Origin of the sequence: Thauera aminoaromatica, from assembly GCF_000021765.1 — a bacterium.
GTDB lineage: Bacteria > Pseudomonadota > Gammaproteobacteria > Burkholderiales > Rhodocyclaceae > Thauera > Thauera aminoaromatica.
The window spans coordinates 21,011-42,083 of record NC_011662.2 but is presented as its reverse complement, the minus strand read 5'-3'; the positions used below and the strand labels follow the sequence as shown (position 1 = coordinate 42,083).

Sequence of the window (21,073 nt, the reverse complement as noted above, 5' to 3'; positions counted from 1 at the left end):
GGTAGGCAACAACCAACCACGACGATCGACAGCATGAATGAAATTCAAAAAGCGATCCTATCGGAGTGTGCCGACAGGTGGTTTAAGAATCCTGCTGGAATAACTGCCTCCGATTTGGGTAGGAAATTTGGCATTTCCAATGAAGAGGCCTGCAAAGAAGTTGAGCTTTTGTGCGAAGCGGGTTACGGAAAGATGAATCGTGACGCCGATTTCACTGAACTATCTTTCGACTTAGAAAATCCTCAAGCGGGCTTTACTTCCAACCCACTTAGGACCCACGTCTTCTTCCCTTCCGAGCAAGTCCTAGCCGATGCCTTTTATGGATCGAAACTCCCGAGACAGAATTTACCCGAGTACGTCGTCAGGCTTCACCTTGGTGCGCATCAGTACGGCTTGGTCTTCTTCGACGAAGAAGTGCTTTCCAGATATTTTGAACACCCAGAGTTTTACGAAATTGAAGACTCTCTCGCAGGTGGGTCCATCGCGACAACTTCCGAAGCAGGTGAGGATCGACATCTGTACGTTAGGTACGGCAAGTGCCGGCTCAAAACAGGACGCATTGCCGTAAGCGCAGTTCACAAAGATCTTGCGAACATGGGAGCTTCAGAGCAGCGCTACTGGCATGCTCATGAAATCAGCGCCCCATCGATAGATACCACGGATGACAACTTCCAACGGTTTCTTGGTCGCACATATGAGGGTGCATGGGTTGAGTATCCTGATCCAATTCGCAATCTTTTAACTGAGGTAGTTGGCGCAAACTCCGACCTAAATCCTTTGTCGCTTTTCACTCGAACAGAGAACGTCCATCTTCGAATGCCTGTGGAACAAACATATAAGTCGTACTGCGACTGTGCGAGCGAACTGTACAAAGTTGTAGGGCCTGATGCGCTGTCACAGCCAGCGTTAAAGGCCTTGCTACAAGATCGGTTTGGGCAAACGCAAGCAGACTTCATCCATCCCGAGTCGAAGCGACCGCTAAGCAGCTTGCAGCTTCTTGGCTTGCTTGAGTCCAATCTTGGGGTTCCTGATGCTTTTAACGGCCCGTTGAAAAAGGTCGCAAAGCTTCGTATCGAAGCTGACCACAAAATCCTAGAACCACAAGCATCGAATCGCTCGTACTCTAGTGACTTCGCAAACCTCTGCTCCGAGCTTAAGAATGGTATTGCCAAAATACGCGCAGCCTTGGCTCGCTGACGGTTGCCGCCTAACTAGTCGTTCAACGCGGATGTCACTACAGGCCATGCCTTTGGCATTTTCATGGCCTGTAGCGGTACCCTCCGCGCTTCGCGCTCCGGCGCCGGTTAACTAGGGCGTTAGGCTTTAAGCGAAAAGCATGACAATCGTAAGCACCGACGCCGGCTCGCAACTCTTGGCTAAATTCCTAGATGGTCAAATTAAGCGCCTTGTGGAGAGCGTAAACGCCATCAATGGGAGCCATATACCCCGCGTTGCACGCCTTTTTTCGCTCTACTCGGCAGTCATCGAGGACGCTATTTCAATAAGAATTCTTTGCGAAAACGCTCGAATTAATCAGGCCTACATCGTTTCCAGGGCCTTGTTGGAGCGGCTAACAAATTTCTGTTTCCTTCAACTTTGCACCGCTCCAGAGTTCTCAGACTACGTTGATTACTCTCTCAACAAGGCTGGGCGTAGCCTAGATCGGTCCATTGAAGCCAATGGCAAAGTGAAGGCACGCATTGCACTCAATGGGGGAGATTTCGAACTCCCTCCAGAGATTAGTGCAGCCATCGCGAAATTCACAAGCGAGCGAGGAAGAGAGAAGACGCGCTGGACGAATGTCTCCTTACCAGACAGAGCGGCGGTTATCGAAGCCAAGTTAGGTAACACAGGGCTGTTCATGAGTCTGCTCACCATATACGCCGACGCATCCGAAGCATTGCATGGAACACTTTATGGTGCGGCGTTTCACCTAGGTGCTTATCAGGCGTCACCGCCACATGATCAAGCAAGCCTAGATCAACATCGTCATCAAACGCTCTCCGCCTTGTACTTGATGGCTGGGGGCGGCATAGACACGCTGTTCTCCCTTCTGGCATCACTTGGCGACAGCGACTTCAAAAATGTGGCGCTAGCATCCAAGAACGCCTTCAAAGAAGCAGCGATTGCAACAGGTCTTGCCGCATCAAAGGACAAATAACGTGTGGCCACTATTGATCACCTGTGAAGTTGGCCTAACTGGTTGTTCAACAGGACGTCAAACCGCTCCGCGGCTTGCCACCTGTTAACGCGAGCGTTGAATGTCTGCTTCTCTATCCCACCAGCGGCGGCTCATGGCCGACTGCGTGACTTCGTGAAACCGATGACCAAGCCGGCGATCTGGCGTCCCTTCATAGCCCGAGATGCTGTCGACGGACTGAAGTTCGCCCTTCGGCGAGCGCGCTGTTTTCGGCCGGCTGAAATCGGTTAATCGAACGCCCCTGGCCGGCCGAGGCAGGTTTCGACGGGCTGGACCCGCGCCTAGACGTGGACCAAAGTGGACCGTGCTCTTACAGAGGGGGCGGCGCCAGCGGGCAGGAGGGCGGACCATGGACATCGCAGCGAAGATCGCCCCGAAGGTGTTCGTGTCCTATGCCCGGCAGGACTGCAGCACGCTGGCCGAGGAACTGGTCACGGCGCTTGAGTTGCTTCAGTTCGAGGGCTACCTGGACCGCAGCGACATCGCGGCGGGGGAGGACTGGGAGCATCGGCTGGATGCCCTGATCCGCCAGGCGGATACGGTGGTCTTTGTCCTCTCGCCACGGTCGGTGCAGTCCGAGCGTTGTGCATGGGAGGTGCAGCGCGCGTTGGCACTGTCCAAGCGCATCATCCCGGTGGTGGGCATGGCGGTCGATGACGCCTCGGTCCCGGCGCCGCTGCAACGGCTCAACTACATCCATTTCACTGCTGGCCACTCATTCGCGCGCTCCCTCGGTCAACTGGCCGACGCGCTGCGGCTGGACATCGGCTGGATACGTGAACACACGCGATTGGGTGAGCTCGCTCTTCGATGGAATGAACGGCAGCAGCCTGATGCCTTGCTGCTGCGCGGCGACGAGTTGTCTGCCGGGCAGGCGTGGATGGCGAACTGGGCGCCGGAGTTTCCGCCCGTCACCGAGTTGCAGCGCAGCTTCATCGCCGCGAGCGCGGACGCGCAGACCCGGCGTGAGAGTCTGGAACGGCAGCAGAACGAGGCGATCGCCAAAGCCAACGCCGAACGCGCCGAGGCCCTGACCCGCCGCGAGGAGGCGTTGTTCTCGTTGAAGCGCCGCACCTTGCTGGGCGGCGTGCTCGCGGTGGCGCTCTCTCTCGGGCTCGGCGGCATGGCCTGGTGGTCGCTGCAGCTTCGCCGCCGCGCCGAGGAGGCCGAACGGACAGCCATCGACGAGCTTGTTCGCCGCGAGGCCATGCGCACGGACATCAGCGGACAGATCGTGGCCTACGCCACATCGCCCGGCCAGTGGGCGATGGACAGTGGCGTGGATGGCCACTCGCCCTACACCGGCACCTTGCTGCGGGAACTGCAGTCGCCCGACATCTCGTTGTGGGTGGCGCTATCCAGGACGACGACCCAGGTCGCGAAAGCCACCAACGGCAGTCAGCGGCCGTTCATTTCGTCCGACATGAACGGTGACGTGTTCCTCGGCCACCCCTCACCCACGCGTCGTCTGCGCGCGCTCGTCATTGGCGCAGGACGGTTCCAAATGGCGACCGACCTATCCTTTGAGGGGGCGTACAAGGATGCCGATGCCTGGGGCGCGTTTCTGGCCGGGCGCGGATTCAGCGTGCAAACGCTGCGCGATCCGACGCGGGCGTCCGTGCTGGCGTCGATCGAGGCACTTCGCGTTTCCGCTCTAGACGAGGCGGACGCGTCGATTCGACGCGTGGGCATTGCTCTGCAGCCGGATGGCACGCAGGCCCAGCCGTCACTCCCCGTGCCTCGTCGAACACGGCCCGACGCCGAGCCGGCGCACGATGCTCTGATCGTCTTCTTTTACGCCGGCTACGGCTTCCGCGCGGGCGCCGAGCGTTTTCTCGCCGTGTCGGACACGGCATTCGACACCGCGAAAACCGGGCTGGTGACGGAGCCCGGTGCGACGGCGGTGTCGGTGGACGATCTCGAAAAAGTGCTGCGCGAAGCGGCCGCCGCTTCGGTGGTGATCCTGGACACGAACTTTATCTAGTCCCAACCACGTTTTCCTTCACCTGTGTTGCCACGACCTCCGGATCCTGGTCGTGTCGGTACGCCCTTGCATCAATTCGCTGCGCCCCATGAACACGCTGTGCTTTGCAGACGTCGAAGCCTTGGTTGCTGATTCTTTATTGGGCGTTCGGAACGCGAGAGGTGCGGTATGCGCGAAACGGTGAAACTGCACGCAGGCTCCGTCGATGCCATGGGCAAGCGTTTCGTCGACGCCTGGCATCGCGTGGAGCGGGGCGAAAAGGTCGAGGAAGCGCACCTGACGCTTCCTGACCTCGACGCGATGCTGTCGGTGCTGACCCCGAGGCGGCTTGATCTGCTTCGCCACGTCCATCGACAACCGGCCGCCACGGTGGCCGCTCTGGCACGAGCCATCAAACGCGACTACAAGTGCGTACGCGACGATGTCGTGGCTCTCGCTCAGGCGGGCTTGATCGCGCGCGACAAGAACGGCTTAGCGCGCCTTTCGACAGTGTGCAGGTGATCGTGTCGCTCGACGCTTGACCCACCCCCGGACTGAAGTCCGAGGATTCCTGCCGCGTGGCGGAAACGTTGTCCGCAGGGCCTTTCGGTCCTGGCGCTTTCGAGCTTTGCGCGGATTGCTTCCGCAGGTGAGCCGCCTTCGGTTGGTACCGGCGTGGCAATCAGGGTCGATTCAGGGGCACATCAATACGCCCCGTGGTTCAGGGTGGCCGCTGCCCGCACGACGCGCTCAACATCGGCGGCCTGTCCGCTTCGAAGCAATTCAATTGGCACGGCGCCCGAGAGCATGGGCTCGGCATGCATCAGAAAATCGAAAGCCTGCCAGGCGCGGGCCGGACCGAACGCGGCCAACACGCTGGGCATCGCGGCGAGGACGGTCGGTTCGAACTGGAATGCAGGGAAGCGGTATCCCTTTTTTGCGCCGGCCCGGGCCAAAGCCAAGATGCGATTCGTTCGACGCATGTGGGTAAGCGTGCGCACAGGGATGCCGCTGAGCGAAGACGCCGCTTCCAGATCGAGCATATCCGGGCGCGCCAGGACGGAGCGCTGGTCTTGATCGCCAACGGACAACAGCTCTGCCTCCAGTGCCGCGACCCGATCGGTGTCGTCTGACGAGGGGGCCGACTGCCCCGGGGGTGCCGGCGTCAACGACAGAATGAATGTGCGGCTGTCCACCACGATCGTCCGTCGCCCACCGCCTTCGCGAACAAGCTCATTGACCGTGGCCGAGAGCGAAGCGGAGGCGGAGGTTACGCCGGGAATCGCAGTGCGCTTGGTGATCATGTTCGTATCGAGTCAGCACCCTGCTCAGATTATAGGCAAAATCGGCAATGAAGCTGGAAAACTTGCCTGAGGTTTCCCATGGAGACCGATGGTGTGTGAAGATAGGGACGCATTCCAATTGAGTGGGGGAAATATCCCTATAAACGGACCATAATTGGTCAAAAGGTGGGTAGGCATGACGTAAATGGCCGATATTGGAAGGTGAAGGTGGGAAAAGTATTTCCTTGAAGTCCTCGGTTGGCCGTCAATACACACCTTTCACACCTTCGATAGAAGGTCAGCCTCGGATGGGTTCGGCAGGTTCATTGCCTGAGATGCGCGCCCACCTGACCAGTCCCGAACCAACGGGCAATCGCTGTTTCGGTGGCCTTGTCGAGGATCATCTGTTCCCGCAGGCACAGTGACCGGACGTTGTTCGCCGTCTTCATTCCAAGTGCGGCCGCGTCGTCCTGCCCGTTTCCGAAGACATGGCCGCGCATCAGCAACCCGCGCAGGATCCAGTTCACGTCCAACCGGCTACCGCCGAAGCCACCTTCGCGAAGACCGTCGCGAACCCGTTTCCCGGTCTCCTTAAGCTCGAAGGGGTGCGAACGTACGTCCTGCTCGATGATCGAGAAAAGCGCCCGATAATCTTGAGGTCGGAGCAATGGCACGCCCGAGACCTCGTGGATCTGTGTGGCTACGGGAAGAATGTCTTCGTACTCCATCCAGCCCGAGGAGGCGCTGCCGTTTCGGGGCATCGACGAGGTCCGCGTTGGATCTTGAACAACGCCGCCGGCCATGCTCCAGTCGAATTGCAGCGGATCGAGTTCGAGGGCTTCGATGAACTTCCGGAACGTGCCTTTACCGTTCCAGTCGGCAGCGATCGCGCCGAATTGACTCGTGATCAGGCTTGCGAGACGGCTACACGGGACGGGGGTCGCCGACCGTGTGACTTCTTGTCGTATGAGCTCGACGACTCCACCGACATCCTTGTCGAGCACCTTCGGCGTGACAGACGTCGTACTCGTGGGCAGCGTGTGGCGGCGCGGGTCGTAGATGACGCCGCCGGCGGCTGTCGTAGATCGGAGTGGTCCGAGGCTCCATGATTCGACAAGACCCCGGAAGCTGCCGTATCCAGCCCATGTGGAAGCGTCGATGCCGTCGATCTTATCGAGGATCTGCGCGGCCAGCTTTGCCATCGGCACAGCGCTGGAGGCTTCCTCGACCGCTTGCTCAACGAGGAGACGAGCAGCGGCCGACAATGCCTTGGCATCTGGCGCCGCACTATTCGAGGGCGGGACAGGCTCCGGTGTTGAGAGCTCATCCTCGTCCTTGAAGCCAAGGGCCTTGCGCACGAATTCGTCCTGATCGATCAGCAGATCGGCCGAGGCACGATATGCCGCCGAGGGAAAACCGATCGCGAGGACGGTAGTGCGCCGGTCCCAGCGCCTCAGCTTTCGCAGAACGGGCGTGAAGTCCGCGTCGGCCGAGAAGACGATGAACTCGTCGTAGTGCGTCTCGTGCTGCAGGAGGTCGATGATGTCGAGCACCATGTGGATGTCGGTGCTCGTCTTCCCTTCGCTCGTCAGCGCCGGACAGTCGATGATCTCGAACCCGGCGAGGTTGAACGATGGCCGAAAGCGCTGGTAAGCCTGAGGGTTCAGGTAGCAGCGCCTGACCAGGACGCGCCGACGGGCGCCCTCGGGCGAGTGATCGGGCAACTCGAGCTTGCTGATAATCCAGTGCATCCACTCCAGGGGCTGGCGGGCGAAGCGGTCAGCGATGGCCTGGTCGAGTTTGCGGAGACCGGAGTAGACGTTGTCGAAATCGACAAAAAGGGCGCTTTTCAAGATTGTTGATCGCTGAAGTGACGTGCGGGATTGTTGACGGCTCTACTGGGCCACTTGATGAACGTCTGGGTCGACGACAAGCGGCATCGAGAGTTTGCAGGCAATCGTAGGCGTGGTGATGCTTGAGTGAGGATGCGGTTTAGTTAATGCTTATTATGACGAACCCAAGGACCTCGAGAAACGTATGTTTCAATAGGATCTTTTAACAAGTCTCCATATTGAGCACGGAAGCACTTGGATTATCAGGATCGTTTTCCGAGGCCGGGTAGTCCCCCCTGAAGAACTTTAATCCAGCCGGTGTAGGTTTTAACTCTTCTATAGGCGTCGACCTGGTGGTCATGGGCCAGATGATCGGGCATCTGCTCGGCTGGCAATTTCTGTCGACACAAGACGCACTCCGCCAGCCCGTTCTCATCTGCATACTGCAGCCTTGCAGGCTCGATCCTTTTCGACGCGCGAGAGACAAGCTGCCCCCGCGTTTGAGGCTCTGAAGACCCTGCATGGGCAGGGCTCCCGCAGCTACGCGTTCATCATCAATCGTCGTCATCCTCGTCTGGTGGCTCAAAGCCCAGCAGCGCAGCCCGAAACTCATCGGACGTCGCGGCCAGCAGTCGCTTGGTTTTGATGCTCGTCTTGATGGACTTATCGAGCCGGATGAGATTGAGCGCCATGTGGCGCACCAGCGCCAGGTTGTGGGCAATGTGACCGATGCGTCCGCGTGCGTAGTCGTCACCGAACTGAACATCCAGACACCAGTGCAGCCGATTCTCCACTTCCCAATGACTTCTGATCGCCACCGCAATGCGCTCGGCGTCGGCCGGCAGGCTGCTGATGTAGTAGACGCGCTCGGTGCTGGTGCGCTCGCCCACCGTTCGCACGCGCTCGACGACGGCAAAGCTGGCCACGTCCTTCCAGGCCTCGGCCTTGTGGAGCCGATCGGTCGCATCAAAGGCCGTACAGCGTCGCACCTCGATCCGTCCATGGCCGGTGCTCGTGGTTTCATGGGTCGAACTTGGTGTCAGCGGACCGCGCGGATCGATGTCGGCGAACATGATCGAGTCGAGCAGCTTCGGGTGGTTGTCCTTCACGCACAGCACGTAGTGGGCACCTCGCTCACGGATGGCGCGTGCGATCTTGGTCTGCGTGCCCATCGCATCGATGGTGACGATGCAGCCCTCGATGTCGAGCACCTTGAGCAGTTCGGGGATCGCCGTGATCTCGTTGGACTTCTCCGCCGTCGCCGTCTGGCCCAGCACCACGCCCACGTTGGCCGCAAACGCGCTGACCAGATGCAGCGGCGCAGCGGCCGCCTTGCTCGTGGTACGTCGGCTCGACTTGCCATCGATGGCGATGACCTGGTCTTTGCCCACTGCCGGAATGATGCCGCCGACCCAGGTGCGAAAGGCCTGTTCGAACTGTTTCGGATCGAGCAGCGCGAACACGCGCTCGAAGGTGTCGGGCGAGGCCACGCCGTAGTCGAGCCGCAGAAAGCCCCTCAGCCACGGCACTTTGGCGCGCCCCCACTGCGAGATCTCCTCGAAGTCGTCGGCGCCGCTGAGCACCGCGCACACCGCCACGGTGAGCAGTTCGCTCAAGCGGTGCCGCGTCTGTTGCGCATTGCGCCAGTCCTCGAGGCCCTCGAAAACCTCCACCATGTCGGCCAGCTTCCCTATGTCCATCGGTCGCCCAAAAAGACAGGAAGCTACACAAAAACACCGATTGTGAACAGGGGTATGTCAAGTGACTGATCGTGAACGAGTTTTTGAGGTGGTCAACGACGAATGGGTAGCTGCGGCAGCCCTGCCTGCATGGGTGAGCTGGTCAGCGCGCACAGCCAGGATTCCCTGCCTATCTTTCTTGCGAGGAGGTTTTGGCGTTGCCTTTGAAAGGGGGTTTTTATGGCCGTATGTCTCTCCTCCGGTAGATCCGTGGACGTAATTCATATGTGTCCCAAGAAAGTCCTCGTCCACCACATCCTTGCAGATCCTGCAAATCACTGTGTTCATGATTGCCTCGAGCGTTCATATAAATAAACATATCGAATGGCGGCATGCCTGACAATAGAAAAGTACCCGGTTAAAGCGCCCGGGCCAAGCCTACTCCAGGAGCCAGCTGATACCAGAACGATCTGGAGCTCAGTGCATCAAGCCGACGAGCAACTTGCGAAGCTTTTCCAGGCATCCACCGTTGTCCCAGTCGATTTCATAGCACTTTGCTACCGGTTCGCCCATCGCATCCGCATTGGCGAAAGCACAATATGCGCTGTGTCGGAACTGATTGAGGCTGGAGCGGATGTTCCGAGCCGCACGAACTCCGTGATGTTCGTCCTCGAGCTCGGTCCGATACATCGCGGGTGCAACCGCGACCCGAATCGCGTTCAACCGGTCCTTGTGAATTACGACCGGTTGGGAGAGCGTTGCTGACTCGACGACGAGTGCGCGAACGCGAGATCTTGATTGAGTTCTGGCAGGTTTCAATCCGCAGCCTATCGATCGAAGCATCTCAATGATTTGAGCCTCTCGGTTGATGTCGATGGTCATCACGGTTCTGCCAATCATTGGGGATCTCCTTTTGTATCGAAAGGGTGTTGCGTTATCGGTGTCTTGGTGCGAGCGGAATCTTCTGAGCGAAGGCGGTCGTCTTTATCCCCTTCGGCCGTGAGAGCATTCATTTCGATTCCGAGTTTTTCGAACGCCGAGCGGAAAACAGAGTCGGGGAATCCCTCAGGAAGCAATGAAGGGATGAATCCACGACGACCAGCGAGCCAGCGAGTCGCTTCCTCACGCTCAACGTACAAGTAGTGTCCGTCGCGTTTGACCATTAAGCGCCGGCTAGGCGGCTCACTTGAACGGGCAGAGTTTCGGACGCTTCGCTCGGTCATGTTCGCAAGCAATGCAATCTCAACCAATGCGAACCGCGAGCTACTCAGGCCCATTTGCTCAGCGAAATCACGCACGAAATCCCAACTCGCCTCTATCTCAGCGGGAACATCGAGTTTCCACCGCGCGTAGAACTTGGTGAGCAGGATCTTTAGACGCTCGATGTCGCCACCCGTTGGAACGCCGTAGAACTCATTCATGTAGTCAAAGGGGCGGATCTGAGCATACGCGAATGCCATTACGTCATGTATGGTGTCGCCGAAGTTAAAGAGAAAGTCCGGGAAATGCCCCTCGTAAGCGTAATCGCGCATCTGCTGGAGCTGGCTGTAGATTGTGCTGGCCTCGGCAGTCTCGACCATCCGGGCGCGATATTCCGGAGAGTCGAGACTGCCAATGCCCAACCCAGTTCCGACAAAGAGGTCGAGCTTTGCGGACATACCATGTGTCGCATCAGCCACGATGTCGAGCAGATCAGCATTGGAAAGCCTATAGGCGCTTGTCCTACCTGGAAGCTTCAGCGGAAGAAAGTTCGGCATGATGTTGTTCCCCAAGAAATCTCAGTGAACGCATCATAGCTTCAACACGAGATAAAATATGTACTTTTAGAAGTGCACAAGTTAGCGTAAAGGCATATTTTGAGGCCGGAATTTGCGTGGACCCCGACCGAGGAGGGAAACGGTGCAAACCCTGCACTGGATCTGAGCGCCGGTGTCGATCCCATCGCTCGCCCCATCGTGCTCACCTGCCCGGAAAGCCCTGCACGACGACCAGCAGCCCTTCAAAGTTGTAGCACCATCACTGCAGCCGGGTGAATTGGGCGCGATGCCGGTGATCGATCCACTCCCTGTCGCCAAACATCAGGATCGCAGGTCGGTTTGGATTCAGTTGCTGGCCTCGATTACCATTCACCTTGCCGTTCGCAGGGTTGGTGCCACTCGTCCCGTAGTTCGGGTTGAACTGATCGCTGCGATGATCACGCTGCTGTTGGGTCATCGGCGGCTTCGGTGCGGTCTTGGACATGGTTTGCTCCTGGGTGAGTGAAAGGAGCCCACAGCCTATTGCCGCACCAGGTACAAGTAACCTGGGATTTTGGCGACCAACTTTTCTTGCTTCAGGGCTCGAATATCCTGACATCGTGTCCGGGGGGGTGGTCCGGGTTTCCGTCACCGGGTGCTGCATGGTCCTGCATTGGAGTCGAGGCCGACAGCATCGGGACGATAGGGGGTTGTCAAGCGACGAGGAAGCGGCACCAGCCGAGCGTTTTCAACAGACGAGATGGGTGCGCTCCTCGCTCAGTTGCAGTCCCCCGGGGCAACAACATGCACGTGGCCCGGCCTATTCCTGTTGCTTGATCCGGGGAATGAGCCCAAGCTTCGCCGCTAGTTCGCGGGCGATGGCGATCGTCACAGTGGTGCCGTTCGGGGTCACGTCGACCGACACTTCCGAGATCCCGGTCAGCTCAAGGAAGACGGCGGAGTCTGCTGGCGCGAGGCACTCGTCATATAAATGCGCTGTGGTGCCGCTCGCCTCATCGACAGCGTATTGAATGCTGACTTTCGTGCTCATGGTTCAGTCCTGATGGGCTCGGGTATCTCCACCACGCCGAAGCTGGCGAAGGGCCGCGTGTCTACTTGCGGCTTCATCTTCCGGATGTGCCGCTCAGGTGCGAGTCGAAGATCTACGTCGCCGGGCGGGGTTCGCATGGGAGCGGCTCTTCGCTTGGATGGCTGGGCTGTTGCATGGGCGGAGGGCTCCCCTCGTGTCCACATGCTTGTGGATCCCTTGCGGACTCGTGAGGCAGACGAGCTTGATCTTCGATCAGCCGCACGGGCGGTGGAGCGCAGCGATTGCATACCACAGCAAGGGTTACGTGCTCTAGGACGAAAGCCGGAAGCCGATCCCAGTCAGGAAATCTGAGGATCGATTTTCCAAATGCCAGGTGAAACGTCGCCATGTCGACCGGACCAGAGCAGCGCGAGCAGGTTTCTACAGGTCCGATTCCCGGATACGTCGCACGGATCGAATGCTCAGTAAGCACTTTGCCGATCCCGATCTCCCGGCATCGTTCCGAGCAGAACGCAGCAATTCCGTCGCTGTCAGCCACTTCCACTTCGTCCATGCATTCGGGGCCATGGAATATCGTCCTCTCGATTTCACGACTCACGTCATAGAGTTCTTTACGGAAGGGGCGATCACAAACGCCGCAGAAGAATGCATCGTTGCCCCAGTCGTCTGGGTTATCGGATCTGTCGCTCATACCTGCTCCTTTAGAGAGTCGCTGATAATTGATGTTCTGACGATGCTCACCCGAGCTATCCGTTTCTCGGTGACTCCGATGAGCGACCTTTCCTTCGTCATTGCGGGACGGACCTTGAGTCCGCTTCGGTCCCGGGCGCCCGTTCTCGCGTGCAACGTGCGGGTGGTGCGGGAGGGGTCATGCCTTTAGCTACCGTCGGGATCTTCAGTAGGCGGCGGCTCCCGTCTGCCGATCAGATCGTGCCGAGTACGCTTCGGCCAGTCGAACCATCGCGGCGAGCCATCCGCGCGTGTCGCCGCCTGCCCATCTATATCGGAGGGCATCAGACTCGGTGACGTTGGTGATCACGACTGCTGGTAACTCGTTGTGCCGAAGGTCGTTTCGGATCGTGTGCTCGAGTGCCGTTGCGATATGCCTCCAGCCCCGGGTCCGAACGGGTGGCAGATGGAATGCTGCGGCACGTGCCCAGGCTGCGTGCTTGTTGGCTGGCAGCCACTCCGGGCAGAGAAGCTCCTCGTCGGACTCTGCACGCGTCGGCGCATCGAGCGGAAAATTCTCACCCCCATGCCTTGCGCACCGTGTCTGGATCCAACTGCTGCCTGTGCGCAGTGCCGGCGCTCCACACTCTTCGCAGATGAACCCGCTCAAGTAGTCGGCGAACCAGGTCATCGCGGAGATATGGACGTCGCCACTCCGAACGTAGAAGCGCAGGCAGCCGAACTTCTCCTTGACCTGAGTTGCGACGACTTCCCCGATGCCCGTCGTTTCGACATGCCGCTGGATCTCGGCGCACAGCGTGTCGATCAGGGCATACCAGCCATCGCCGCACGCGAATCCCCAGCACATGCAGGTATCCGTCATCGGCGCATGCCGGTCGCGGAAGATCCTCGGGTAGCGCTGACAAAGCAGCTCATCCAGTTCGCGGTTCATGTGTCCTCCTCGTGGCGACTTATTGACGTCGTGCCTCAGCGCTGCCGGCTGGCGGCCTCGAAAAGCGAGGCCAGCTCGTCGGTGACATCACGCGCGTCGTCGACGCGATTGAGCCGCTTCCAAACGCCCCACACATACCGAGCGTCCTCACTCAGACCGGGCTTGCCGTGCAGGTGATACGTCCGACCGCTCCGTGTGACACAGCGCCGCGTGACCGGATCGATGTACCTGATGGCACTTGACACTTGCCCCTGCCCCGCACGCATCGCCCATCCGACAAGGTGGCGCATCGCCGGCTCGGCGGTCGACTGCACGATTTCGTACACGCGCCAATCGGCAAGCCATACCTCGGGTAGATCCTCGACAGCTTCGATTGGCCACACGCCGCCGACGATGAGACGGAAGTTGTTGCGGTTGTCCTCGTCCATTTGGGTCCTCCTTGCGTAGGGCGCTGTGCGGTTGAATACATGGCGGCGTGCAGGGCCCCGATCGCCATTGCGATACCAATGGACATCAGCGATCACCGAGATAGACAAGGCAGCCGCCGCCCGTGCGATTGGGCTTGAGCGATCAAGGCGAGCTCATCGGGCGCACGAAGCCGATGGGCTGCGATCGAGGTTCTTGTCGGTTAGAGGGCAGATCACTGACTCGGCGTCGCCGGTCATGAAGGGCACGACCGAGTCCGATGCGCAGCAGGCGCTGGGTGACGCGCGGCGGCTCCCGGCTTGCAATGAGCTGGCGAACCACGCTGCGACTGAGCTCGGGCGGTCGACTGAGGTCGGCTACCAACTCGCGCCACTGCGCGAGATAGATCAGTCGCAATTGGTTGTCGCTCGGTGGCTCGATCGCGATGACGTGCAGACGCGAGAGCACCGGCGGCGCGATCGCGTCGATTGTGTTCGCCGTGGCGATTTTCCACAGCATTGACGCATCTATCTCGATATCTAGCGCTTGGTCGACGAATCGCCTCGCCGTACGCGACTCCAGCAGGTCGAGCAGCGCGCTGCTCGTACGGTACCGGTCGTCGCCGCCCGCCTTGTCGATCTCGTCGAGCAGGAGAACTGCGTTTGCGTGGTCGCCCTCAGCCAGGAGTTGCCATACCTTGCCGGGAGCGAAGTTGGACCAGTGCTGCGAAGTGCCCGTGAGCTCGAACGCGCCTTGCGCGCTGCCAAGTGACACCGGACCGAAGTCGACGTGCGCCATGGCTGCGAATGCTTCGATGAAATACGTCTTGCCGACACCGGGCGGACCGGCAAGCAGCAGGGCTTCCGATTGCCGTTGAGTCGGCAGGTGTCGATGCACAGCGGCGAGCGCCTCAATGACGTGTACCGTCTCCCTGAAGTTCGGAAACTGCTCGACCAGTTCGTCCAGCTGCTCGGGGAGGTCTTGAACGAGACGTTTGCCCCCGTTACGGGCCATCTTCTCGACCCAGCGTTTGAACTGCGGCCTGCGCTCACGGTCGCCGTGCTGCGTCTCGTCGGCGACATGCCGGATGGCCTCGGGATCGAAGACCAGGTGCCAGTCATGGCCAAGGTCCGCATCCGCAGTCGGCGAGGGCACGACGGGGGGCGCCTCCGCAGAGGCGGGCGCCGGCGGGTCGTCCTGTTCCGTATCGGCCCGTTCACGCTGCGCTTCGCGCTCGCGCTCGAGTGCGTCAACGACGGTGCGCGGCAACAGCAGCGGCTGGCGAGCCTTGGTCGTGATCTGGCTTCGCTCGAAATCTGCGAACAGTTGGTCATCCGCCGCCCGTGCGACCGGCCCGAGCCACTGAGCGCCCTCGTTCGCATCGCTCTGGGCAACGCGAGGTTCCGGTCGATCGGTACGCGGCGGCCCCTCTTCCGCCGTCCCGGGCGGGCGGGTGCTGGGGGTGTTCCCGGTTGTCCATGATGTGCCTCCAATACGTCGTTGGAGTCAACGTAGCGCAGCCGGAACGTTAACGCAAGTGCTTGTTTTAACTATGAAAATGAAAGATTTAACGGCGGCCTTATGTATGAAAAATTAATAAATTGCTTCACCGCGCGTGAGTGATTTTCAGACCTGACGGGGGAGACCCCTCATCGCGTGCGAGGGGGACGGACCATGGCCGACTAACCAATCAGGGCGCCGAGATCCGCGAGTTGCAGGAGCCCGCCCCGCTTTGCCCCGGACGGGAGCGCGAGTTGGCCGTGGATCGGGATGCCGCGCTGTGTGATCTTCGCAGTCAGCGCAGACGACTTCGTGCCCATTGCCTGGGCCAGATCGGACACAGGGATCCACACGCGACGAAAATCCGCCAGGGCGGCGTTCGTGACGAGGCGGGCCGAGCGCCCCTGCAACAGCACGTCGATCGTCTTCAGCAGACCTCTCTCTGCCCAGTGGCTCAGCGCTTCATATTTCCAGCCGGTCACCTTCTCGAGCTGCGTCAGCGTCATGCCGTCGGTCAGCCCGACGGATCCGAGGTAGCGGCGGATTTCCTCGGTGGCGAAGGTGAGCCCGTCCAGGCCGCAACCGGGCGTGTAACCGGTCGCACGGACTTCACCCGAATGGATGGCTTGATACAGCTTGCGGATGCCTTTGCTGTCCGTCGTGCGGCGTCCGATGAGCTGTCCGAAGCGCAGCGTTTCTGCGACCTCGCGGGGCTCCACAAGGGATTTCAGGTGTTCGAGAAGTGTTTCAACACTGGCCTTTTCGATTGGCCCGCTCTTGAGGATGTCTTGTGACCACTCGTCATCGTTCTTGAGCAGGCCGGCCTCGGCAAGGTGTGCGATGACCGAGGGCGGTACGCCGGCAGCAACGGCCGCGTCGTTGGCCGTGATCCAGCGCGCGCGTTCGGTCCGGATGCGCTCGACCTCTTCGCGGTCCATGAGCGCCAGCGTATAGGCTGTGCCTTGTTTGCTGACGTGGCCGGCCACAATCCCGGCCTTCAGCGCGGCGCCGAGCTTGGGCCCGCTCACGCCGATCAGCCGGGCCGCCTCGGCAACAGGGACGAAGCGGCGCTCCCGCTCCGGCGACGGGGTCAGCACTTGCTGACCGCGCAGATTGCCGTCGAAATGGTCGATCATCGCGTCCGAGAACGCGGTCCACAAGGGTGCAAATGCCTTTGCCTTGCGGCACGCAACATGAAGATTCATGTACCAGGCGCCGAGCCGGCCAGAGGGGCTGAAGACGGCCTGATTACCCGCCACGAGCCGATCGCGGACATGGGTGTTGAAGCCTTGAGGCCACGCTTCGAACAGCGGGCAGATCGACTCGATGAGCGCTCGTGTCTGCGCCAGGTCATGGGGCCGGGACGTTTTGCCGGCCTTAACCTTCGCGCTTGGGTCGAGCCTGATGGCGAGCGAGAACAGCAGCTTGCCGAGGCCGCTGTAGTCCTCCGGGGTGCCGATCTCCGGTAGTCCGTCAACGGGCCGCAGATCGCCGGCAAGGCGTGCACTGACCCAGCGCTCGAACGGGCTCGCCGACGGCGAGATTGCTTCGTGCAGGGGGTACCCACAGTCGCAGGTCGCGAGGTCGAACCGATCCGGTGACAAGGGTTGGTCGCACGATGGGCACGTGTCGATGAGCGCGGTGCCGTGGTCGGGGCACGCGCTCACCAAGCTGTGCGACCAGGCGTGGTGCAGATGATCGCCTTCGGCCAGACACTGGGGGCAGACGGGATCCGTGGCGGTACGGCGGAAGAAGGGGTCGTGCAGGCCTCGGCCTTCGGCCGATGGCGGCATGACCCCATCCAGCCACGCAGGATCGAGGCCGAGCGCGTCGATGAGCGTGGGCTTGTTCTTCCAAAGTGCGTTCAATGTGGGATTCACGCCCGTGGCGCGGACGAGACTGCGCCAATTGCTATAGCCGTTGCGAACCGAGAGCCGGCGCAGATACTCGATCGGTCCTTCGGTCGGCTCGGGCGGGAAAAGCTCGATGAGTGCCGTCATACGGGCACCGCCGACACTTGATGGCGGTGCGCTGCGAGCGCTGTTTGCGGGGAATCGATGGGCAGCACGATCTCGTAGGTGGCAAGCTCCGTCATCAGCAGTTGCATCAAGAGCTCATCAGGCATGTGGTCGCGGCTGAATGGCGGCAACAGTCCGTGCGCTGGCAGGTTGACGTGCTCGCTGGCGCGCTGAAGCGCTTGCAGATCGAGCGGACCAGGGGCACGCACCTCGCGCGCGAGCGCCTTGAAGTAATTGGACAGAAGACCAATGTTGCCGGTGCTCACGGCGTACAAGTGCCGCATCAGGGAATCGGTGTTCATTGAGGTTTGGATCGGGCATGCGTGGCCAACAAACACCTTCAGGAATGCCTGTGCGCACCCTGCGAAGATTTTGCGCTCGTCTGCGCGGTCCCATCGGTAGGGCATCAATTCGAGCGGCCGTCGGCTGCGCCCTCGGAATTGTGGATTGCTATCGAACAGGCGAGTGAGGCGCGGAACGCCCGCCATCACGATTGAAACGCTCGCTTTGTCGAACAGTGCTTTGAACCAATCCGAAGCATGAGTTGGCTGCATCTTGCTGCCTGGCTCGACGAGATGGGAGGTTTCATCGAAGAGGATCGCCATCGTCTGCGCGAGCTTGAGCTTCTGGAGCATCATTTCGGCGAGCACCGCCGCACGACTCCGCTCGCGGGGTACGGGGACGCCTAGCGCTTGTATGACGCTGATGGGAAGGTCCTTGGGCGCCGTTCCGGGGGGTATCGACACGAAGAGCACGGGCTTGATCAGGCGACCATTCTCTCGTCGTTCGGGATACTGGCTCGCGAGGCGTTGAAGGATCTCGCTCTTACCGATCCGAGATGGGCCGATGATTACTTCGACACCCGGGGCGAGGCCGTTCTTGTGATCTTGAAGCAGTTGTGTGAGGCGCTCGGACTGTGTCACGAACGCGGGGTGCGGCACGATCGTGACGTCGAGTGCGCGGCGCAGTTCTAGCTGGACGCTCATGACTCGGTGCCCCCGTTGGACTGGCGCGGCTTCGTCTCGAGATCGTAATTGGGGATGGCGTCGTCGGTCAGCAACAGCCCGTCGGTCCACAGCGTCGGAGCGTCTCCGGCGGGCTGCGCCGGGACGGGGTTGGCCTCGCTTTTCTGAATTGCCTTGCTGAGCTTTGCGGCGGCACGGACCTCGCGCTGCTCTGCCATGTGCCCGCGTTTGCGGCGGCCACCCGAGAGCGACGCTGCGGCCAATTCACGCTGGAAGTTCGCGACGCAAGCAGGGACCGCCGCAGCGGTCTTGCGGACGTGCGCGCGCCGCAATTTGGCCTCGGTGAACGAGAATGCAGGCGTCGTGGCATTGACCTCGTCATTGACGAGACGCAGCAGCTCGCCGGTCTCCCGGTCGGCAACATAAGCGAAGCGGTAGTCGCTCGGGTTGTAATAGGCCGTGACTTGCGAGTCTGGCCCATATTGGCGGATGAGCTGGCGCAGGTGCTCACCCCTGTAGCGGAAGCCTTCGATCGACAGCCCCGTCTTCGCGCTCAAGCTGCGCTCATCGGTGAGGTAGCGCATCCTGATCCAACGCTCGCGGTCGGGCGGGGGCGGCAGACTCGTGTTCTGCTCGTAGTAAGCCCAGCGTGTCGCCGGGGTGATGCCAGGGGCTTCGTCCGTGTCGTAATAATCGGCCGTGATGAAGCGCTCAAGCGGTCTGTGAACCCACTCTTCATACATCCAACGTACGATCCACCGCTCGAGCTCGTCGAGGGTCAACAGATCGTCCTTCATGGCTTCGTCGGTTCGCGCACCGTCCTTTCCGTCGAACCGCGTGCAGCCGGGCAGAGCCTCGAGCGCGGGTTTCAGGCTGCCGAAAAATCGTTCGATGTAAGGCTTCTGATGCCCCGAGTTTGCCGCGACGCGCGTGAGGAAGATGCCGATTTCGGTGATGCGGGTGATGCGGCGGCCCTTGTTTTCGGGGCCGTTATCCAGGTACAAGTTTGCGAACAGGCCGTACGGATCGATGCTGCAGTCGATGCTGAGCTGGCTGAAGCGCTCGGCTTTCGAGTAGAGGCTCCTCTCGAGGCAGTCGAGCGTCTCTTCTTCCGTGACGGGGGTCTTGGACAGGTGCCACCCCAGCGGGACGCCGGTGCCGCAGTCGATGGACACCGTCAGATACGGATTCTTGAGCGGGCCTTCTGACGTCATGACGATGAAGGGCAAAGAGTTCGTGTCCTGCTCGACGCGCTGCAGTGCGGCGTCGACGCGGATCCGCTCTTTGGCGACGGCCTTTTTTGACCTCGCGATACGCGGATCGATGCGCTTGTGGTCGATATCGCCGTGGTAGCGTTTGATGAAGAAGTCCCGCACATAGGCCCGACTGATGCGGCGGCTCGTGGCGATCAGCCCTTTCTCGCGAGCGAGCGTCGTTGCGAGCTCGGACAGTTTCCGCATCGTGATGCGCGAGTGAACCTTCGCGTACTCCTCTTCGATGAGGTGGCGCACCAGTTCCTCAACGTCCTTCGAGTGACGCGGAAGGCGGTTTCCGCGTTCGGCGTGAGCGGGCATCAGCTCGAGCGGGGAGCTGGATGCGGCATCAATGAGCCGGTACGCCTGGCGCTCTGAAATCGGGGGTACGGGGGTGCCGTCGTCGAGCGCGAGTGGCTCAGCGATCAGCTTTCGAATCGCCTCTGCCTTGCTGTCGCCACGATGCAGGCAGCTTTCGAGGCGTTGCACGCGGAACCGGTTGAACAGCAGCTGTCGGCTCGCGGAGTCGCTTTGTGCGAGATCCCGCACGGTGCCCGACATCGGTTTCACGGTCAGTCGCCGCATCGAGCCGTCCGAGATCTGGCGCCGCATGGCGGGAATGGTCATCTTCTTGAGCTCCCCGCTGCTCGGATCGAAAAGCTCGACGAGCTTGTCGTTGGGGTCGATCGAGCGAACGATGAACTCCCCTTCCGCTGTTCTGATGCGTTCCTCACGCTGCATGAATCGGCTCATGGCCTGTCCTCCTGAATTGGCAGTATCTCGAGATGCCTCAGGGAGCCATGTGCAGCGCGGACAAGCGTGCGGCCGTTCACGACGACTCGGGCAAGATCCGTTTCGAGCGCGCCGGTCGTGATCAGTGCGGGTGCCTCGCGCAGCGTCAGCCCAAGCGCCGGCATCAGATCGCGAAGCGCCATCTGATTGCCGCCCAACAAGGTGTTGATCTGCTCGGAGACGGCATGGATGACGCTGGGGGCGAGCGGGTGAACGAGCGCACGAGCGAGCAGCTCGGTGTTGTGAACGAGTGGGGCGCTCTCGGTGTACTGGAGGGGGATGAGGAGGAAGTGCTCGCCCCGCATTGCGAAAATACGCTGAGCAGTGTTGAGCTTCGCGCGGTAATCGGGGTGCAGGGCGTGACGCGGATCCTTCACCTCGATGATGATCCGCCTGCCATCGTGCAGGACGAGGAGCAGGTCGGGTGTGTAGTCGCGGCGCAGTGCGTTGACACTCACGCGCGCCTTACGAGCGTCTTCGAGGTCCCGGCGTGTCGTGAAAACTTTGCCGGTGGTAACATCGAGGGCGAAGGGTTGCGGTGAAATTGATTTCACGCGAGGATCCAGCTCAGCAAGCTGAGCGATGATCCGCTCGCCGGCCGACTCGAGAGCAAGGATGCCGCCCGCTTTGCGGCTGTGGTAGAAGACCGCCGGACGGCCGCTGATGCGGCCGAGGACGCGGGCGCCTTGTACGGTGTGTTTGGGTGCGGTAGGAGGTCGTTTAGGAGTGTTCATAGTTCTAGTGAAGATCATTAAAACTATCACTCGAAACGCGC

18 protein-coding genes are annotated in these 21,073 nt (G+C 60.5%); 4 read left to right on the top strand and 14 right to left on the bottom strand.

The genetic code is table 11. The annotated features are described in order from the left end of the window. Positions 1-33: 33 nt before the first annotated feature. From TMZ1T_RS20360 to TMZ1T_RS00130, 4 genes are all read left to right on the top strand, one after another. Complete coding sequence (locus tag TMZ1T_RS20360; protein WP_012584191.1) at positions 34-1,197, top strand: hypothetical protein; 1,164 nt, start codon at positions 34-36, stop codon at positions 1,195-1,197. A 139-nt stretch (positions 1,198-1,336) separates the two neighbouring features. Next, positions 1,337-2,161, top strand: coding sequence for a DUF5677 domain-containing protein (locus TMZ1T_RS20915; protein WP_012584190.1), 825 nt, complete (start codon positions 1,337-1,339; stop codon positions 2,159-2,161). A 388-nt stretch (positions 2,162-2,549) separates the two neighbouring features. Then, positions 2,550-4,184 carry a TIR domain-containing protein gene (locus tag TMZ1T_RS00135; RefSeq protein ID WP_012584189.1) on the top strand — a complete coding sequence of 545 codons (1,635 nt, stop codon included), beginning with the start codon at positions 2,550-2,552 and terminating at the stop codon, positions 4,182-4,184. Between the two features lie 168 nt (positions 4,185-4,352). Continuing rightward, positions 4,353-4,685, top strand: a complete 333-nt coding sequence (locus tag TMZ1T_RS00130) for an HVO_A0114 family putative DNA-binding protein (RefSeq protein ID WP_012584188.1) — start codon at positions 4,353-4,355, stop codon at positions 4,683-4,685. Positions 4,686-4,867: 182 nt separating this feature from the next. On the opposite strand, the gene TMZ1T_RS00125 is transcribed toward TMZ1T_RS00130, so the two are convergent. The 14 genes from TMZ1T_RS00125 to TMZ1T_RS00070 form a co-directional block, all read right to left on the bottom strand. Then, a complete protein-coding gene (locus TMZ1T_RS00125; protein WP_012584187.1) occupies positions 4,868-5,467 on the bottom strand; it encodes a hypothetical protein in 600 nt (199 codons plus the stop codon). 302 nt (positions 5,468-5,769) lie between these two features. After that, positions 5,770-7,299 (bottom strand): NYN domain-containing protein, encoded by a 1,530-nt coding sequence (locus TMZ1T_RS00120; protein ID WP_012584186.1) that lies wholly within the window; start codon positions 7,297-7,299, stop codon positions 5,770-5,772. 533 nt (positions 7,300-7,832) lie between these two features. Continuing rightward, positions 7,833-8,978, bottom strand: coding sequence for an ISAs1 family transposase (locus TMZ1T_RS00115; RefSeq protein ID WP_012584185.1), 1,146 nt, complete (start codon positions 8,976-8,978; stop codon positions 7,833-7,835). 456 nt (positions 8,979-9,434) lie between these two features. Next, a complete protein-coding gene (locus tag TMZ1T_RS20910) occupies positions 9,435-9,839 on the bottom strand; it encodes a hypothetical protein (protein ID WP_144312126.1) in 405 nt (134 codons plus the stop codon). A gap of 14 nt (positions 9,840-9,853) precedes the next feature. Continuing rightward, on the bottom strand, positions 9,854-10,714 hold the full coding sequence (locus tag TMZ1T_RS00110; protein WP_012584183.1) for a hypothetical protein: 861 nt from the start codon (positions 10,712-10,714) through the stop codon (positions 9,854-9,856). Between the two features lie 259 nt (positions 10,715-10,973). Beyond that, complete coding sequence (locus TMZ1T_RS20355) at positions 10,974-11,198, bottom strand: hypothetical protein (RefSeq protein WP_012584182.1); 225 nt, start codon at positions 11,196-11,198, stop codon at positions 10,974-10,976. A gap of 315 nt (positions 11,199-11,513) precedes the next feature. Then, the gene (locus tag TMZ1T_RS00105) at positions 11,514-11,744 is read right to left on the bottom strand and encodes a hypothetical protein (protein WP_012584181.1); all 231 of its coding nucleotides are present in this window, start codon (positions 11,742-11,744) and stop codon (positions 11,514-11,516) included. An 895-nt stretch (positions 11,745-12,639) separates the two neighbouring features. Continuing rightward, positions 12,640-13,365 (bottom strand): hypothetical protein, encoded by a 726-nt coding sequence (locus TMZ1T_RS20180; RefSeq protein WP_012584179.1) that lies wholly within the window; start codon positions 13,363-13,365, stop codon positions 12,640-12,642. Positions 13,366-13,400: 35 nt separating this feature from the next. Further along, positions 13,401-13,793 (bottom strand): hypothetical protein, encoded by a 393-nt coding sequence (locus TMZ1T_RS00095; protein WP_012584178.1) that lies wholly within the window; start codon positions 13,791-13,793, stop codon positions 13,401-13,403. 142 nt (positions 13,794-13,935) lie between these two features. After that, complete coding sequence (locus TMZ1T_RS20350) at positions 13,936-15,039, bottom strand: AAA family ATPase (protein WP_012584177.1); 1,104 nt, start codon at positions 15,037-15,039, stop codon at positions 13,936-13,938. A gap of 413 nt (positions 15,040-15,452) precedes the next feature. Continuing rightward, positions 15,453-17,270, bottom strand: a complete 1,818-nt coding sequence (locus tag TMZ1T_RS00085; protein ID WP_012584176.1) for a TniQ family protein — start codon at positions 17,268-17,270, stop codon at positions 15,453-15,455. Further along, on the bottom strand, positions 17,267-18,274 hold the full coding sequence (locus TMZ1T_RS00080) for a TniB family NTP-binding protein (RefSeq protein ID WP_012584175.1): 1,008 nt from the start codon (positions 18,272-18,274) through the stop codon (positions 17,267-17,269). The genes TMZ1T_RS00085 and TMZ1T_RS00080 overlap by 4 nt, the downstream gene beginning before the upstream one ends. Then, the gene (locus TMZ1T_RS00075) at positions 18,271-20,259 is read right to left on the bottom strand and encodes a hypothetical protein (protein ID WP_012584174.1); all 1,989 of its coding nucleotides are present in this window, start codon (positions 20,257-20,259) and stop codon (positions 18,271-18,273) included. Before TMZ1T_RS00075 ends, TMZ1T_RS00080 begins: the two co-directional genes overlap by 4 nt. Then, positions 20,256-21,032, bottom strand: a complete 777-nt coding sequence (locus TMZ1T_RS00070; RefSeq protein ID WP_012584173.1) for a TnsA endonuclease N-terminal domain-containing protein — start codon at positions 21,030-21,032, stop codon at positions 20,256-20,258. The genes TMZ1T_RS00075 and TMZ1T_RS00070 overlap by 4 nt, the downstream gene beginning before the upstream one ends. Between the last annotated feature and the right edge of the window lie 41 nt (positions 21,033-21,073).